Source organism: Streptomyces chartreusis (genome assembly GCF_008704715.1).
Lineage (GTDB): Bacteria > Actinomycetota > Actinomycetes > Streptomycetales > Streptomycetaceae > Streptomyces > Streptomyces chartreusis.
Genome location: NZ_CP023689.1, coordinates 7,118,762 through 7,133,903 on the forward strand (window position 1 = coordinate 7,118,762; position 15,142 = coordinate 7,133,903).

13 protein-coding genes are annotated in these 15,142 nt (G+C 72.1%); 3 read left to right on the top strand and 10 right to left on the bottom strand.

Features of this window, described 5'->3' with window-relative positions:
• Nucleotides 1-109 precede the first annotated feature (109 nt).
• The 3 genes from CP983_RS44850 to glnA form a co-directional block, all read right to left on the bottom strand.
• Nucleotides 110-1,993 (bottom strand): hypothetical protein, encoded by a 1,884-nt coding sequence (locus CP983_RS44850; RefSeq protein WP_229914730.1) that lies wholly within the window; start codon nt 1,991-1,993, stop codon nt 110-112.
• A 146-nt stretch (nt 1,994-2,139) separates the two neighbouring features.
• Nucleotides 2,140-2,406, bottom strand: coding sequence for an SCO2583/SCO2584 N-terminal domain-containing protein (locus CP983_RS31315; protein WP_125528403.1), 267 nt, complete (start codon nt 2,404-2,406; stop codon nt 2,140-2,142).
• A 108-nt stretch (nt 2,407-2,514) separates the two neighbouring features.
• Nucleotides 2,515-3,924 carry a type I glutamate--ammonia ligase gene (glnA, locus tag CP983_RS31320; protein ID WP_125528402.1) on the bottom strand — a complete coding sequence of 470 codons (1,410 nt, stop codon included), beginning with the start codon at nt 3,922-3,924 and terminating at the stop codon, nt 2,515-2,517.
• 199 nt (nt 3,925-4,123) lie between these two features.
• Between glnA and CP983_RS31325 the strand changes: the two genes are divergently transcribed.
• Entirely contained in the window at nt 4,124-4,591 is a 468-nt protein-coding gene (locus tag CP983_RS31325) for an RDD family protein (protein WP_125528401.1), read from the top strand.
• 98 nt (nt 4,592-4,689) lie between these two features.
• Here the strand turns inward: CP983_RS31325 and CP983_RS31330 are convergent, their stop codons facing one another.
• The 4 genes from CP983_RS31330 to lipB all read right to left on the bottom strand — a co-directional run bounded on the left by CP983_RS31330 (nt 4,690) and on the right by lipB (nt 7,763).
• A complete protein-coding gene (locus CP983_RS31330; protein WP_150503318.1) occupies nt 4,690-5,391 on the bottom strand; it encodes a DUF4191 domain-containing protein in 702 nt (233 codons plus the stop codon).
• A gap of 47 nt (nt 5,392-5,438) precedes the next feature.
• Nucleotides 5,439-5,639 (bottom strand): SCO2195 family GlnR-regulated protein, encoded by a 201-nt coding sequence (locus CP983_RS31335; RefSeq protein ID WP_107906968.1) that lies wholly within the window; start codon nt 5,637-5,639, stop codon nt 5,439-5,441.
• A gap of 256 nt (nt 5,640-5,895) precedes the next feature.
• The gene (lipA, locus tag CP983_RS31340) at nt 5,896-6,861 is read right to left on the bottom strand and encodes a lipoyl synthase (RefSeq protein WP_030944407.1); all 966 of its coding nucleotides are present in this window, start codon (nt 6,859-6,861) and stop codon (nt 5,896-5,898) included.
• Nucleotides 6,862-6,965: 104 nt separating this feature from the next.
• A complete protein-coding gene (lipB, locus tag CP983_RS31345; protein ID WP_107906970.1) occupies nt 6,966-7,763 on the bottom strand; it encodes a lipoyl(octanoyl) transferase LipB in 798 nt (265 codons plus the stop codon).
• Between the two features lie 281 nt (nt 7,764-8,044).
• Here lipB and CP983_RS31350 point away from each other — a divergent pair, with 281 nt between their 5' ends.
• A complete protein-coding gene (locus CP983_RS31350) occupies nt 8,045-9,523 on the top strand; it encodes an NsdA family TPR-like regulatory protein (protein ID WP_150503320.1) in 1,479 nt (492 codons plus the stop codon).
• A gap of 184 nt (nt 9,524-9,707) precedes the next feature.
• On the opposite strand, the gene CP983_RS31355 is transcribed toward CP983_RS31350, so the two are convergent.
• On the bottom strand, nt 9,708-11,087 hold the full coding sequence (locus CP983_RS31355; RefSeq protein WP_150503322.1) for an NAD(P)/FAD-dependent oxidoreductase: 1,380 nt from the start codon (nt 11,085-11,087) through the stop codon (nt 9,708-9,710).
• Between the two features lie 171 nt (nt 11,088-11,258).
• The gene (locus tag CP983_RS31360) at nt 11,259-12,164 is read right to left on the bottom strand and encodes a TIGR01777 family oxidoreductase (protein WP_150503324.1); all 906 of its coding nucleotides are present in this window, start codon (nt 12,162-12,164) and stop codon (nt 11,259-11,261) included.
• Nucleotides 12,165-12,234: 70 nt separating this feature from the next.
• Here CP983_RS31360 and CP983_RS31365 point away from each other — a divergent pair, with 70 nt between their 5' ends.
• Nucleotides 12,235-12,735 carry a GNAT family N-acetyltransferase gene (locus CP983_RS31365; RefSeq protein WP_150503326.1) on the top strand — a complete coding sequence of 167 codons (501 nt, stop codon included), beginning with the start codon at nt 12,235-12,237 and terminating at the stop codon, nt 12,733-12,735.
• A gap of 57 nt (nt 12,736-12,792) precedes the next feature.
• Here CP983_RS31365 and CP983_RS31370 read toward each other — a convergent pair whose 3' ends face one another.
• A complete protein-coding gene (locus CP983_RS31370; protein ID WP_107906974.1) occupies nt 12,793-13,977 on the bottom strand; it encodes a MarP family serine protease in 1,185 nt (394 codons plus the stop codon).
• Between the last annotated feature and the right edge of the window lie 1,165 nt (nt 13,978-15,142).

Here is a 15,142-nt window from a genome sequence, read left to right on the forward strand (position 1 = left end):
GGTCCCGAAGGACCCTAGGAGCGGCAAAGGGTCCCTATGGATCGGGGGCGGCGTGGTCGGGGGCGGCGGTCACGGGGCGGTGAAGGCCGTGACGAAGGACCGCCCGCCGCTAGCGGCCCACCCCCGCCTCCCACTTCCTGCGTCGCAGCACGTAGGAGCTGAAGAGGTGGGTGCAGCGGTCCAGCAGCGCCTCCACCTCCGCTTCCCCGCCGGGCAGGCCGGCCGGCGGATGCCACCGCTGCACGGCCTGCTCGGCCCAGCCGCGCAGCTTCGGATCCGGATCCTCCAGCAGCTCGACCGCCGCACGCAGCGGCACGATCCCGGACCCCGCGCTCAGCAGCCGGAACGCCGTCACCCGCACATGCCGGGGCCACCGTTCCCCGAGGCGCTCCATCAGCCAGTCCGCGGGCAACTCCTGCGCGGACGGCAACAACGCCAGCCCGGTCTCCCGTACGACACCGGGCGCGGGGTCCTCCAGAAGCGGCCGCAGCCGACCGGCGTCCACCACGTCCAGCAGCCTCAGCCCAGCCACGGCCCGCGCCCGCACCGCCGGCACCGGATGCGCGAGCAGCGGCCACAGCAGCACGGCATCCGCCCGCTCCCCGCACTCGGCGAGCCCGATCACAGCCCCGGGCACGGGCACGAACGAGCCGCGCTCCGGGCCCTGGCCACTTTCCGGCTCCCGGGCGTGACCGGTCTCCGGCTCCGGCTCCCGCGCCTGGCCCGGCGCCGGCTCCCGCGTCTGGCCCGTATCCCGGAGCCCGATCACAGCTCCGGGCACGGGCACGAACGAGCCGCGCTCCGGGCCCTGGCCACTTTCCGGCTCCCGGACGTGACCGGTGTCCGGCTCCGGCTCCCGTACCTGGCCCGGCGCCGACTCCCGCGTCTGGCCCGTATCCCGCTTGGGCTCCCGCGTCTGGCCCGTATCCCGCTCCCCACCCGCCTCCGGCCCCAGCTCCGAGCACCAGGCCCGATACAGCGGCAGCGGATCCGTCCCGAGCCGGCGTACGACATACCGCGCACACGCCCGCACCACAGCGGACCGGTCGGTGAGGAACCGCTCGGCCTCCGCCGCCCGCCCGGCCCGCCGCAGTGCGGTGACGCCGGAGGAGCGGGCTCGCGGATTGCGGGCGGTGAGCAGCGGTCGCAGCACGTCGTCGCCCACGTCCGCGGACACGGTCTTCAGCACCGCCTCCGCACACAGGTCCTGGATGACGGCGTCACCGTCCCGGGCCGCCGAGCGGGCCAGCTCGGCAGGGGAGAGGAACCCCTCCGCCACGGCCAGGCGGTGGGCGAACCGGCGCACGGTGCGGTCGGCGGAGCCGTAGAGCGGGCCCAGCCGCTCGCCCGGTGCCCGGCGCAGCACCTCACCCAGCAGCCGTACGCCGAAGTCACCCCGGCCACGGCGCCCCACCAGCAGGATCAGCGGCGCCAGCGCGACGGCGGCGTCCACGTCGAGGACGTCACGCAGCAGCTCCCGGGCGGCTTCGCGCACCGGCTCCGCCCAGTCGGCCGCACGGACGACGATCAGCGGCAGCAGATCCGGGTACTCCCGGGCCCGGGCGAGCGCCGCCCCGCGGACCCGGCCGTCGGGATGGCACAGGGCGAGTGCGAGCAAGGGCTCGACGGACTCCACGGCGTCTTCGGCGCCCCGCTCGCGCCGCAACCGGCCGACCGTGGCGGCGATCAAGGAGGAGACGGTCGACCCACTCCGGCCCTCCACCCACGCCAGGCCCGGCGGCAGCCCCGGCCGATACCGGGCGGACGCACGCACTTCCACATCCAGGTCGATCCAGGAACCCGGCGCGCCCACATCGAGGACATCCCGCAGCGGCACCCCCGAGGCCAGCCGCTCCACCGTCGACCCGGTCACGGCACGCACCTCCCGCAGAGGCGCGCCCGACGCCCGCCGCGCTCCCACCGACTCGACCACGCCGCCGACGTCTCCCAGCCGCGCCACCGCGCCCTCGTCCCGCCCGTCGTCCTCCCGCATGCCCGCCCCCGCTCAGCCCGATCCGTCGGGTGATCGTAGGCCGGGGGAGACGGTCCGGTCGCGGGAAATATCGGCACCGGGGGACACCGCCCGGTCGTGGGGAATGTCGTGCCGTCCTCCCCGGTGGGACCCGCCCCGGGGTGTGGCTAGTACGGCGCTCGGAAGTTGATGTATCCCAGCAGGACGATCACCGCGACCACGCAGCCCAGGACCACCGTCGTCGACACCCAGGACGAGCGGCCGCGGGAGGCGACATGGTCCGGGTCGGCTCGGAAGGGCTGCGGCTCGGGCGGGTTCTCCTTCCAGCGGGCGGCGAGCATGCGGGCCCGTGCCGAGGGCTCCTTGTGCTCGGCGTTGTCCGCCCACCTCAGGTCGAACTCCCGCTCGTGATCGTCCTGTTCGTGCTCAGGCATCCCGTCCACCCCCGTGTCGTGTCACCGGCAGAATAGAACATACGCCCGCGCCCCCGCCGTCGGTACGACAGCGGGGGCGCGGGCGTGGTTGCCTCGGTCAGGCGTCGATCACACGTCGAAGTACATCTCGAACTCGTGCGGGTGCGGACGCAGCTGGAGCGGGGCGATCTCGTTCGCGCGCTTGTAGTCGATCCACGTCTCGATCAGGTCCGGCGTGAAGACGTCGCCTTGGAGGAGGAACTCGTGGTCGGCCTCGAGGCGGTCGAGGACGGCCGGGAGGGAGGTCGGGACCTGGGCGACGCCCGCGTGCTCCTCGGGAGCCAGCTCGTAGAGGTCCTTGTCGATCGGCTCGGCCGGCTCGATCTTGTTCTTGATGCCGTCCAGGCCCGCGAGCAGCAGGGCCGAGAACGCCAGGTACGGGTTGCCGGAGGAGTCGGGCGCACGGAACTCGACGCGCTTGGCCTTCGGGTTCGAGCCCGTGATCGGGATACGCATCGCGGCGGAGCGGTTGCGCTGCGAGTACACCAGGTTGATCGGCGCCTCGAAGCCCGGCACCAGACGGTGGTACGAGTTCACCGTCGGGTTGGTGAAGGCGAGCAGCGACGGAGCGTGCTTGAGGATGCCGCCGATGTAGTAGCGGGCGGTGTCCGACAGGCCCGCGTAACCGGCCTCGTCGTAGAACAGCGGCTGGCCGCCGGTCCACAGCGACTGGTGGACGTGCATGCCCGAGCCGTTGTCACCGAAGATCGGCTTCGGCATGAAGGTCGCGGTCTTGCCGTTGCGCCAGGCGACGTTCTTCACGATGTACTTGAAGAGCTGGAGGTCGTCGGCCGCGGCGAGCAGCGTGTTGAACTTGTAGTTGATCTCGGCCTGGCCGGCGGTGCCCACCTCGTGGTGCTGGCGCTCGACCTGGAGGCCGGAAGCGGCCAGCTCCAGGGAGATCTCCGCGCGCAGGTCGGCGAAGTGGTCGACCGGCGGGGCCGGGAAGTAACCACCCTTGTAGCGGACCTTGTAACCGCGGTTGTCCTCCAGCGCGCCCGTGTTCCAGGCACCCGCCTCGGAGTCGATGTGGTAGTACGCCTCGTTCTCGGCGGTCTTGAAGCGCACGCTGTCGAAGACGTAGAACTCGGCCTCGGGGCCGAAGTACGCGGTGTCGGCGATACCGGTGGAGGCGAGGTAGGCCTCCGCCTTCTTCGCCACGTTCCGCGGGTCACGGGAGTACTGCTCGCCCGTGATCGGGTCGTGGATGAAGAAGTTGATGTTGACCGTCTTGTCGCGGCGGAAGGGGTCGACGCGCGCGGTGGACAGGTCGGCGCGGAGCGCCATGTCGGACTCGTGGATGGCCTGGAAGCCGCGGATCGAGGAGCCGTCGAACGCGAGCTCTTCGGCCGGGTCGAAGGCCGTGGCCGGGATCGTGAAGTGCTGCATCACACCCGGCAGGTCGCAGAACCGGACATCAATGAACTTGACGTCCTCGTCCGCGATGAACTTCTTGGCCTCGTCAGCGTTCTGGAACATCCAGCTCCTCCTACTCCCGGCCCGTCCGTGCCGGGGTGGTAGTTCGTTCGTGCGGCCAGTGCGGTGGCACACGCTGACCTCGACCCTAGGGACGGGTGATTTCTCGGGCGTGACCCATTTGTTTCGCACACGTTAACCGGACATCCCGCTCCTCACCCCTCCTGTCCACATCCCAAAACGGGCGCAGTACCGTGGTCGCGTGGACAAGAGGCAAGCAATCGGATCCTGGCTCTCGGGCCCTCGCGCGGCCGCCGAGGACGCCGGTGTCGACTTCGGATACAGGGGTCAGCAGCTCGGCCTCCCGGAGGAGGGGCCGGGCTCCATCGCCCGCCCGGGGCGACGGCTCGGAGCACTCGTCGTGGACTGGGGTCTCTGCGTCTTGATCGCATACGGTCTCATCACCGACGGCTACGGCCAGGCGACCAGCAACTGGGCCCTGCTGCTGTTCTTCGTGCTGGGCGTCCTGACCGTCGGCACCGTCGGCTTCACCCCGGGCAAGCGCCTCTTCGGCCTGCGCGTGGTCGCCCTGGAGAGCGGCACGGTCAACCCGCTGCGCGCCCTGCTGCGCACGGCCCTGCTGTGCGTCGCCATCCCGGCCCTGATCTGGGACCGCGACGGCCGCGGCCTGCACGACCGGCTCGCACAGACCGTGGAAGTCCGCATCTGACGGCGGTCCGGCGAGGACGCCGGCACGGCCGGAAGACGGCCGTACGACGAAGGGGGCGCCCGGTGTGAACCGGGCGCCCCCTTTCTTGTACGGGGTGATCAGCGAGCCTTCGGCCCGCCCTTCGGCAGCTTCATGCCCTTGGGCATCGGGCCCTTCGGCAACGGCATGTTGCTCATCAGGTCGCCCATGGCCTTGAGCCGGTCGTTGGTGGCGGTCACCTGGGGGCCGGTGAGCACGCGCGGCAGCTTCAGCATGGTGGTCCGCACCTTCTTCAGCTCGACCTGGCCCTCGCCCGTGCCGACGATGATGTCGTGCACCGGCACGTCCGCGACGATGCGGTTCATCTTCCTCTTCTCGGCGGCCAGCAGGGTCTTCACCCGGTTCGGGTTGCCCTCGGCGACCAGGACGATGCCGGCCTTGCCGACGGCCCGGTGGACCACGTCCTGGCTGCGGTTCATCGCCACCGCGGGGGTCGTCGACCAGCCCCGGCCGATGTCGTCCAGTACGGCCGCTGCTGCGCCCGGCTGGCCTTCCATCTGGCCGAATGCGGCCCGCTCGGCCCGGCGCCCGAACACGATCGCCGTCGCGAGGAAGGCGAGCAGCAGGCCCAGGATGCCGAGATAGATGGGGTGACCGATCAAGAAACCGATCGCGAGGAAGACACCGAAGGTGACGATTCCGACAGCCGCGAGTACAAGACCGATCTTCTTGTCGGCCTTGCGGGTCATCTTGTAGGTCAGAGCGATCTGCTTGAGTCGCCCGGGGTTCGCAGCGTCCGCTGCCGTGTCCTTCCTCGCCATGCCACGAAGTCTACGTGGCCGCACAAGCGCCTTCGACGGCAGCGCCCTCAGAGGCGGGGAGCGGGGGTCTGCTCGAGGACGCGCTCGGCCTCCACGCGGTCCTTCGCGCGGCGACGGTCCTCCAGGACGGAGGTCCAGGCGTTGCGGCGGGCGGTGCGCTGGCCGCTGCTCATCAGCAGCGACTCGACGGCACGCAGTGCAGTGGTGAACGACGGGATTGCGGTGGCGCGAACCGGCGCGGCCTGCATGGTGGAGGTCCCCCCTCGGGATGGCGGCTTCGGTGGGTGGTGCACGGGGTGTACAACCAGGGTCACTGATTGGTGTTACCAGGGCGTGACCGACCGGTCAAACACCAATGAAGCCTTAATGCGCCGTCCGAAAAACTTGACGCGGCCCTGATGAGGCCCCTATCTGCGGGGACGTCCAGGACCGCGTCAATCGGCTTCCGCCTGCAGTCAGTTGCTTGTGCGCAGATTCACATGCGCCGAGTGGCACTCCGTGCCATCAGACGGCCTGCGAGGCCACGTACGCGCCACGCTTCTCGACGGCCATCTGGTACAGCCGCCCGGCACGGTAGGAGGACCGCACCAGCGGGCCGGACATCACACCGGAGAAGCCGATCTGCTCGGCCTCGTCCTTCAGCTCCACGAACTCGTGCGGCTTGACCCAGCGCTCCACGGGGTGGTGGCGCACGCTCGGGCGCAGGTACTGCGTGATGGTCACGAGCTCGCAGCCGGCCTCGTGCAGCTGCTTCAGCGCCTCGCTGACCTCCTCGCGGGTCTCGCCCATGCCGAGGATCAGGTTGGACTTGGTGACCAGGCCGTAGTCGCGGGCCTCGGTGATGACCTTCAGGGAGCGCTCGTAGCGGAAGCCGGGGCGGATCCGCTTGAAGATCCGCGGCACCGTCTCGACGTTGTGCGCGAAGACCTCGGGGCGGGAGGAGAAGACCTCGGCCAGCTGCTCGGGGACCGCGTTGAAGTCGGGGGCGAGGAGTTCGACCTTGGTGTGCCCGCCCTCGCGGCCGGCCGTCTGCGCGTGGATCTGGCGCACGGTCTCGGCGTACAGCCAGGCGCCGCCGTCCTCCAGGTCGTCGCGGGCGACGCCGGTGATGGTGGCGTAGTTCAGGTCCATGGTGACCACGGACTCGCCGACGCGGCGCGGCTCGTCACGGTCGAGCGCCTCGGGCTTGCCGGTGTCGATCTGGCAGAAGTCGCAGCGCCGGGTGCACTGGTCGCCACCGATGAGGAAGGTCGCCTCGCGGTCCTCCCAGCACTCGTAGATGTTGGGACAGCCGGCTTCCTGGCAGACCGTGTGCAGGCCCTCGCTCTTCACGAGGCTCTGCATCTTCGTGTACTCGGGACCCATTTTCGCCCGGGTCTTGATCCACTCGGGCTTGCGCTCGATGGGGGTCTGGCTGTTGCGGACCTCCAGGCGCAGCATCTTGCGTCCGTCCGGTGAGACTGCGGACACGTCGGCTCCCTGTGCTTCGATTCGTCGGCGTACACCAGGGTACGCCCGTGTTTACTCAGCCCTGCCGTCAGGCCAACCCCATGACTTCCGGGCTGATTCCTTCCTCAGGCGGTCGCGGTCTCGATCAGCCGCGGCTTCAGGTCCGCGTTCTCCAGTACGTCCCGCAGATGCCGCTCGACGACCGGCAGCACCTCGTCGATGGTGACGTCCCGGCCCAGCTCGGCGGCGAGCGAGGCGACCCCCGCGTCCCGGATCCCGCACGGGATGATCCGGTCGAACCACTTGTTGTCCGGGTTCACGTTCAGTGCGAAGCCATGCATGGTCACGCCCTTGGCCACCCGGATCCCGATCGCCGCGATCTTGCGGTCCTCGCGCCGCTGGCCGGCGTTGGAGGGCGCGTACTCGGGGCCGTTCAGCCGCGGGTCGAACTCCTCGTCGGTGAGCCGCGGGTCGAAGTCCAGGGCCAGTCCGCCGAGCGCTGGGCGCTGCTCCACCGGGTCGCCCAGCACCCATACGCCGCTGCGGCCCTCGACCCGGGTGGTCTCCAGGCCGAACTCCGCGCACGTGCGGATCAGGGCGTCCTCCAGGCGTCGTACGTGCGCCACGACGTCCACCGGACGGGGCAGCTTCTGGATCGGGTAGCCGACCAGCTGGCCCGGGCCGTGCCAGGTGATCTTGCCGCCGCGGTCCACGTCGATGACCGGCGTGCCGTCCAGGGGCCGCTCGTTGTCCGCCGTGCGCCGGCCCGCCGTGTAGACCGGAGGGTGTTCGAGCAGCAGGACCGTGTCGGAGATCTCGTCCGCGAACCGCGCCGCGTGCACCCGGCGCTGCTCGTCCCACGCCTGCTGGTACTCGACGGCCTCCGCGCCGAATCCCATGCGGACGAACCGCAACTCACTCACGGCAAGCGCCTCCCTGGAAGAGCCCAGAACGTCGTAAGGCACAAAGCGTGCCTACGCCACTGTACGACCGGCCCGTTCGAGTGCGATCCCGCGGCCCGCGTCAGCCCGGTGGGGCAATCCTCACACGATCGGATGAATGGACGCCGAAATGTGCGATCGGCTGCTTACTCTCCGCTACATTCGCGCCGTTCGAGAGGCCAAAATGGCTGCTCACCGGCAATCCGGGCACTCGCCGGCCACATGGCCCCGCGAGGCCCGAAAGGCAGGAGACCGCACCGCAGATGACGGAACGACCCGCGCAGCGCACTCCCAACCGCCAGCTCGCCGCGCTCATCGCAGAAGCGGGATTCTCCAACGCGGGTCTCGCCCGTCGGGTGGACCAGCTCGGGCTCGAACACGGGCTTGATCTGAGATACGACAAGACATCGGTCACCCGCTGGCTGCGCGGGCAGCAGCCGCGCGGCACGACCCCGGCCCTGATCGCCGAGGTCTTCACCCGGCGCCTCGGCCGCCGGCTCAGCGCCCAGGACCTGGGCCTCGACGCCTGCGCGCCCGTGTACGCGGGCCTGGAGTTCGCCGCGACCCCCGAGGAGGCCGTCGACATCGTCAGCGGCCTGTGGCGCAAGGACTCCGGCAGCCACGCCGAACTGCGCAAGATCGCCTTCACCCCGGCCGGACTCGTCGTGCCCAGCCGGGACTGGCTGATCGGCCGCGCCGACGACAAGGTCGCCCGCGGCGAGCCGATCGCCCGCATCCCGGCCCAGGGCCGTCCCGTCGCCTCCCCGAAGTTCCCGGCCCCGCTCGAACCCGGCGGAACCCCGTCCCGCCAGCGCCCCCAGGCCGAGCGCGGTCCCGGGCAGAAGGTCACCGGTGGTGACATCGCCGCCCTGCGTTCGGTCGGCGAGCTGTTCCGCTCCCTGGACGACATGTACGGCGGCGGCCACGCCCGGCAGGCGCTCGTGCGCTACCTGGAGCACGAGTGCGAGCCGATGCTGCGCGGCACCTACGGCGAGCAGACCGGCCGGCGCCTCTTCGCGGCCGCCGCCGACCTGACCCGGCTCGCGGGCTGGACGTCGTACGACATCGCCGCGCACGGACTCGCGCAGCGCTACTTCGTGCAGGCGCTGCGGCTCGCCCAGGCCGCCGGGGACCGGCCCTACGGCTCCTACGTCCTCGTCACGATGAGCCGCCAGGCGGTCTACCTCGGGCACGGCCGGGAGGCCGTCCAGCTGGCGCGGGTGGCCCAGCAGGGCGTGGGCACGAGCGCGCCGCCGGTCGTCCAGGCCCTGCTGCACGCGTGCGAGGCGCGCGGGCACGGCGTACTCGGCGAGGTGCGTGCCTGCACGGCCTCGCTGGTCCGGGCGGAGCGCTCCCTGGAAGGGGCCAGGCCCGGCGACGACGTCCCGTACTGGGCCCGCTTCTTCGACGAGGCCCAGCTCGCCGACGAGTTCGGGCACTGCCACCGGGACCTGCAGCAGTTCCGCGCGGCGGCCCAGCACGCCGAGCGCTCCCTGCAACTGCGCGCCCCCGCCTACGCCCGCAGCCGGCTGTTCAGCCGGGTCGTCCTCGCCTCCGCCCGGCTCGGACTCGGCGAGCTGGACCAGGCCTGCGCGCTGGGTGCGGAGGCGGCGGGCGCCGCCTCCGAGATGCGGTCGGTGCGGGCGGTCGAGTACGTCCGGGACTTCGAGCGGAGGCTGGAGCCGTATCGGGATGCTGCGCCGGTGCGGGGGTATCGCGACAAGGTCGCTGCGCTGGGGTAGGCCGACGGGGCGGCGCCGTGACTCCGGCCGGTTGTGTGCCGGGTGCGGGTTCGTCGCGGCTGATCGCGCAGTTCCCCGCGCCCCTGAAGGTGCGCGGGTGCGCGGTCGGCTTTCAGGCAGCTGCCCGTAACGGTTCCGCACGGCCCCGCGCCCCCAGGACAAGGGCGCGGGGATCCCGCGAGATCTATGCAGCTGCCCGTAACGGTTCCGCGCGGTGCAGTGAGCCCGCCGATCCCAGGTCCGCCAGGATGGCCGCCGCCGCCCTGTGGGCCGAGTGGAGGGCGCCCTGGACCGTGCTGGTGTCGCGGTGGTCACCGCAGACGTACAGGCCCGCCAGGAGGCGCACCGGGCGGCGCAGGTCGTGCGGTGGGCGCATCGCCGGGACCGCCTCCGGGGTGTGGTGCACGGCGAGCGTCTCCCAGCGGGACGTGGAGGTGCCGTAGAGCCGGGAGAGGTGCATCCGTACGGCCGTGTCGATGTCGGGCGGCGGGGTGCCGAGGACCGTCGAGGAGATCAGGGCCCGGCCCGCCGGTGCGCGGGTCGGGTCGACCTGACTGATCAGTGCCGTGTGCGCGACCGGTCCGCCCCGGTCGGCGTCCAGGAGCAGGGACGCGCCGGTCGTCGGCGGCTCGTCGGTCGTGTGGTGGACGACGGTGACCGGGTGGAAGTCGGGTACGCGCAGGCCCGGCAGCAGCTCGGCGGCGGTCCGTGCGTCCGTCGCCAGCAGCACGGCCCGGCACCGTATCTCGCCGTGCTCGGCGGTGGTCACGGACGTCGTGGCGATCGACGTCACCCGCACCCCGGTGTGCACCGTGCCCGGCGGCAGTGAGCGCGCCAGCAGTTCCGGCAGTGCCTCGGCGCCGCCCTCGGGCACGCACAGCCGTCCGCTCGCGAAGGCGCGCAGCGCGAGGTCCGCGCACCGGCTGGACGTGGTCAGCTCGGGGTCGCACAGCAGGGCGGCCAGCAGCGGCCGCAGGAAACCGTCGACCGTCCGTGCCGGAACCCCCCGCTCCGCGAGTGCCCGGCCGGCCGGCAACTCGGGCCGGGCCAGCAGCCGTTCGACGGGCGAGGAGGCCAGCCGGGCCAGCGCGGCACCGAGCCGGGCCTGGTCGACGGCGCTGCCCAGCGGGGCGCCCGCGCGCACCCTCGGGACCGAGGACTGCCCCGGGACCCGTGCGGCCCCCGTCCGAGGGGCGCTTGCCAGGGCGCGCACCGCGTGCAGTGCGCCCCTCGCGCGCCTTGCGCCCATCGCGCTCGGTACCGCGCCCGCGCGCTGCCGGCGTCCGTCGCTGTGCAGCAGCACGCCGGGGGCGAACGGGCGCAGCGCGAGCGCGTCGAGGCCGGGTGTCAGGCGTAGTTCGGGATACGACGTCGACAGGAGTTGCCCGATCCGGTCGAGTCGGAACCCGTCGACCTTCTCGGTCGACATGCGGCCGCCCGGGTAAGGGGCGGCCTCCAGGACTGCGGTCGTTACTCCTGCGCTGGTCAGCCGATGCGCCGCGGAGAGTCCGGCGACCCCGGCTCCCACGATGACGACGTCCGCCTGGTACGCGGGCTCAAGCACGTGCCCCTCCTCGAGGTTGCGCGGCCGGTGGAGACGTCATGCCCCCAACAGGCTCCGGGGATACCCGAGTTCGGGTCGAGGTTAGGGCCGTGATCGGTCAGGAACAGTCGCGCATCGACAGAGCACGGTCGCACGGTGGTCGCATGCAGACCCGGGTGTCCGCCCGGTCTGCTACCCGGCGGCCGCCCTGATCGCACCCTCGATCTCCGGGAACGCGAAGACGAACCCCGACTCCAGCAGCCGCGCCGGCAGCACCCGCTGACTGCCCAGCACATCCCCCGCCATCTCGCCGAGCACGGTCTTCAGTACCGGCGCGGGGACCGCGAACAGGGTCGGCCGGCGCAGCACCCGGCCCATCGCCTCGGTGACCTCACGGTTCGTCACCGGCTGCGGCGCGGTCACGTTGAACGGCCCCGACAGACCGTCGGTGTCGAGCAGATGCCGGATCGCGGCCACCTCGTCGTGCAGCGCGACGAACGACCAGTACTGCCGCCCGTCGCCCATCCGTCCGCCGAGCCCCGCCCTGAACAACGGGAACAGCCGCTCCCAGGCTCCGCCCTCGCGGGCCACCACCAGCCCCGTGCGCGGGAACACCGTCCGTACGCCCGCCTCCTGGGCCGGGGCCGCCGCGGCCTCCCAGTCGACGACCAGCGACGGCAGGAAGCCCTCACCGGCCGGGGCGCTCTCGTCCACGGCACGCCCGCCGGTCTCGCCGTAGTAGCCGATCGCGCTGCCGTTGACGAAGACCCGCGGCCGCTCCTCGGGCCTCAGCGACGCGATGGCCTGCGCCAGCGCCGCCGTGCCCCGCACCCGGCCGGACCGCAGCGTCGCCTTGTACTCCTCCGTCCAGCGCCGCGAGCCCACGTTCGCCCCGGCGAGGTTGACGACCGCGGCGCACCCGGCGAGCCCCGCCGTGTCCACCGAGCCGTTCTCCGGGTCCCAGCGCACCTCGTCCCTGGACCTGGGCGCCCGGCGCACCAGCCGTACGACCTCGTGGCCGTCGGCCGTCAAGGAGCGCACCAGTGCCCCGCCGATGAGTCCGGAGGAGCCCGCCACGGCGATTTTTGAAAGTTCCATAACTCCATCCTGCCTCTGACCGCATGAAACCCCGGTGGGGTTCGCGCACCCGGGACTTAGGGTGGCGCTCATGCCCGAGCCCCACCAGTCGCCGTACATACGCATCGCCCTGCCGGACGACGAGGAGGAACTCTCCCTCCTCGACCGTCGCACGTGGTCGCATCTGCATGCGGTCACGCCGCGCCCGCAGCCGCCCTACTCGCCGTTCTTCGACGAGCGCCACGCCCCCGGCGACCATCTCGTCGCCGAACTCGACCGCCGCATCGTCGGCTACGTCCGTCTCGGATTCCCCACCCCGCTCGCCTCGAACGCGCATGTGCGCCAGATCCAGGGCCTCGCCGTCTCCGACGAGGCGCGGGGGCACGGCGTCGGGCGGGCGCTGATCCGCGCGGTCGTCGAGGAGGCCCGCCGCAGGGGAGCGCGCCGGCTCACCCTGCGCGTCCTCGGCCACAACACACCGGCCCGCAAGCTGTACGAGTCCGAGGGGTTCGTGGTCGAAGGGGTGCTGCCCGAGGAGTTCTTCCTGGAGGGCGGTTACGTGGACGACGTGATCATGGGGCGGACGCTCTGAAGCCGGCTTGACGGCCGTCGACCGATCCCGCGCGCCGTCCGCGCGCCTTGGGCGGCCTCAGGAACTGACTAGTTCGCCCGTGTCCACCGCTTGGGTCGCGTTCGCCGCGCGTCTGGCGTCGGAGGCCACCTCGGCCGCCGTCAGGACGTAGCCGGTCTCGTCGTCGGAGGTGGAGCGGGCGAAGACCACGCCGAACACCTTGCCGTCGGTGGTCAGCAGCGGGCCGCCGGAGTTGCCGGGGCGGACGGTCGAGCGGATCGAGTAGATCTCGCGCGTGACGGTGTCGTCGTTGTAGATGTTCTGGCCCGTCGCCCGCACACGGTTCGCGACGGTCGCCGCCTGGAGGTTCAGGTCGCCGTCCTCCGGATAGCCCGCCACGACCGCCGAGTCGCCGCGGGCGGCCTCGTCGTCGAACTTCAGGACCGGGGCGCGCAGTTCGGGGACGTACAGCACGGCCACGTCCCGCTCCGGGTCGAAGAGCACCACCCGTGACTCGTACGACCGCCCGACGCCGCCGACGCGGACGCTCGGCTCGTCGATGCCGGCCACCACGTGGGCGTTGGTCATCACGTGCCGCGGGGAGTACACGAAGCCGCTGCCCTCGCGGCCCTGGGTGCCCGAGGAGCCCTCGATCTTGACGGTGCTGAGCTTGGCGGCGTTCGTCGCTGCGGCCGTGACGCTGTCGCCGGTGGGCTTGGCGACCTCGGCCGTCGACTCGTTCTCGAACGGGTTGAAGACCTGCGGGAAGCCGGCCTCGGTGAGGGCGGAGGTGGCCCGCGAGAACCACGCCGGGGTCGTGTCCGGCATCGCGTCCTGGACGGTGCCGAGCAGGCGGGAGTCCCGGATCGCCGAGGTGAGCAGCGGGGAGGAGGAGGCGGCGAGGACGCTGGCGGCGACCCAGGCGACGATCAGTACGGCCACCGAGTTGGCCACGGCCCCGCCGACGCCGTCGGCCACTCTGAGCGGGCCGCGGTCCAGTTCCCGGCGCAGCCGCAGGGCCAGCCTTCCCGCGAGCTCGTGCACCGCCACGGCCGGGACCAGCACGGTGAGCACCGCGGTCACGGTGGCCTGCGTCGTACCCGGTGTGACCAGGTCCATCATCCACGGCAGGATCCATACGCCGATCACCGCGCCGCCGACGAAACCGGCGAGCGAGACGCAGCCGGCGACCAGGCCGCGGCGGTAGCCGGACGCCGCGTAGGCCAGGATCACCAGCAACAGCAGGATGTCGAGCAGGTCCACAGAGCCGCCTTTCCCTCGGACCCCTTAGTACGTGCGGAAAGCTCCCGTTGATCAGCACACACGCCCGCGCCGCAGGGAACCGGCCACGCCGCGTGCACCTGGAGAAACGCCTCGGACCGGGACGATGGTTCCACTGCGTGTGACACCACACATCGCGGGCGGACCGGATCCGTCGGACAGTAGGACCATGTCTGTCTTCCGACGGGTAACCCGAGGGGTCTTCCGGAGAACACGGGGGAGACGAAGACCTCGAGCCGTACGAATACCTTGGGCTGCGCGGATACCGGGGGCGGGGTGGGGCGCGCGGGGTGCTTCCGGCGAGGCGGTGCGGGGTGCGCGAGGCGCTGCCGGCGAGACCTTAGGGGGTGCGCGGGGTGGCTCCGGCGGGGGCGTGGAGGGTGCGCGGGATGCTTCCGGCCGGGTCGTGGAGGGTGCACGGGATGGCTCCGGCGGGGTCCTGGAGGGTGCCGGCGCGCGGGATGAGGCGACCGGGGCTGCGGGTAGCGCGGTCGGTGGGGGTGTGGGGGCTGCGCGGCCCGAGTCCACCGGGGTGGAGGGGGCACGCTGCGGCGGTGCGCGGCCTGTGGAGGGGGCGTCCGGGGCTTCGCGGGCGGTGGAGGGTGAGCGGGCGGGGGCGGTCGGGGCGGAAGATTCGGCAGGGCCAGATCAAGCGGTGGTGGGGGAGCGAGGCGTCGAGCGCCAGGGGCCTGCTCCGCAGGAGCGACCTGTCGTGCGGGATGAGTCGACTCCCGATGGGCCGCCTTCCGGGCCGGAACAGTCGGCCCAGGGGGCGCGGCGTCCCGCGTCGGCAGAGCAGGTCCCGCAGGCCGAGCTCCTCGCGTCGGAGCAGTCGGTCCCGCAGGCGTCGTCCTTTGGGCCTGAGCGGCCGGCCGCCCGGCAGGTCCAGCCCCTCGGGCCGGAGCGGTCGGCTGCTTCGCAGGTCGACCCCCTCGCGTCGGAGCAGCGGGCCCCGCAGGCGCCGCTCCTCGGGCCGGAGCGGTCGGCCGCCCCGCAGGTCAAGCCCTTCGGGCCGGAGCGGTCGGCCGCCCCGCAGGCCGAGCCCCTCTCACCGGAGCAGCCGGAAGTCGTGCAGGGCCGGCCCCCTGCCGCCCCACAGGTTCGGGCCTCTACGGTCGCCCCGGCTCATGCCGAGCGGCGGGCTCGG

Bases quoted from the DNA above. Each gene is read 5' to 3' on its own strand.
- CP983_RS44850 (WP_229914730.1), bottom strand. From the start codon at position 1,993: ATGCGGGAGGACGACGGGCGGGACGAGGGCGCGGTGGCGCGGCTGGGA.
- CP983_RS31315 (WP_125528403.1), bottom strand. From the start codon at position 2,406: ATGCCTGAGCACGAACAGGACGATCACGAGCGGGAGTTCGACCTGAGG.
- glnA (WP_125528402.1), bottom strand. From the start codon at position 3,924: ATGTTCCAGAACGCTGACGAGGCCAAGAAGTTCATCGCGGACGAGGAC.
- CP983_RS31330 (WP_150503318.1), bottom strand. From the start codon at position 5,391: ATGGCGAGGAAGGACACGGCAGCGGACGCTGCGAACCCCGGGCGACTC.
- CP983_RS31335 (WP_107906968.1), bottom strand. From the start codon at position 5,639: ATGCAGGCCGCGCCGGTTCGCGCCACCGCAATCCCGTCGTTCACCACT.
- CP983_RS31350 (WP_150503320.1), top strand. From the start codon at position 8,045: ATGACGGAACGACCCGCGCAGCGCACTCCCAACCGCCAGCTCGCCGCG.
- CP983_RS31360 (WP_150503324.1), bottom strand. From the start codon at position 12,164: ATGGAACTTTCAAAAATCGCCGTGGCGGGCTCCTCCGGACTCATCGGC.
- CP983_RS31365 (WP_150503326.1), top strand. From the start codon at position 12,235: ATGCCCGAGCCCCACCAGTCGCCGTACATACGCATCGCCCTGCCGGAC.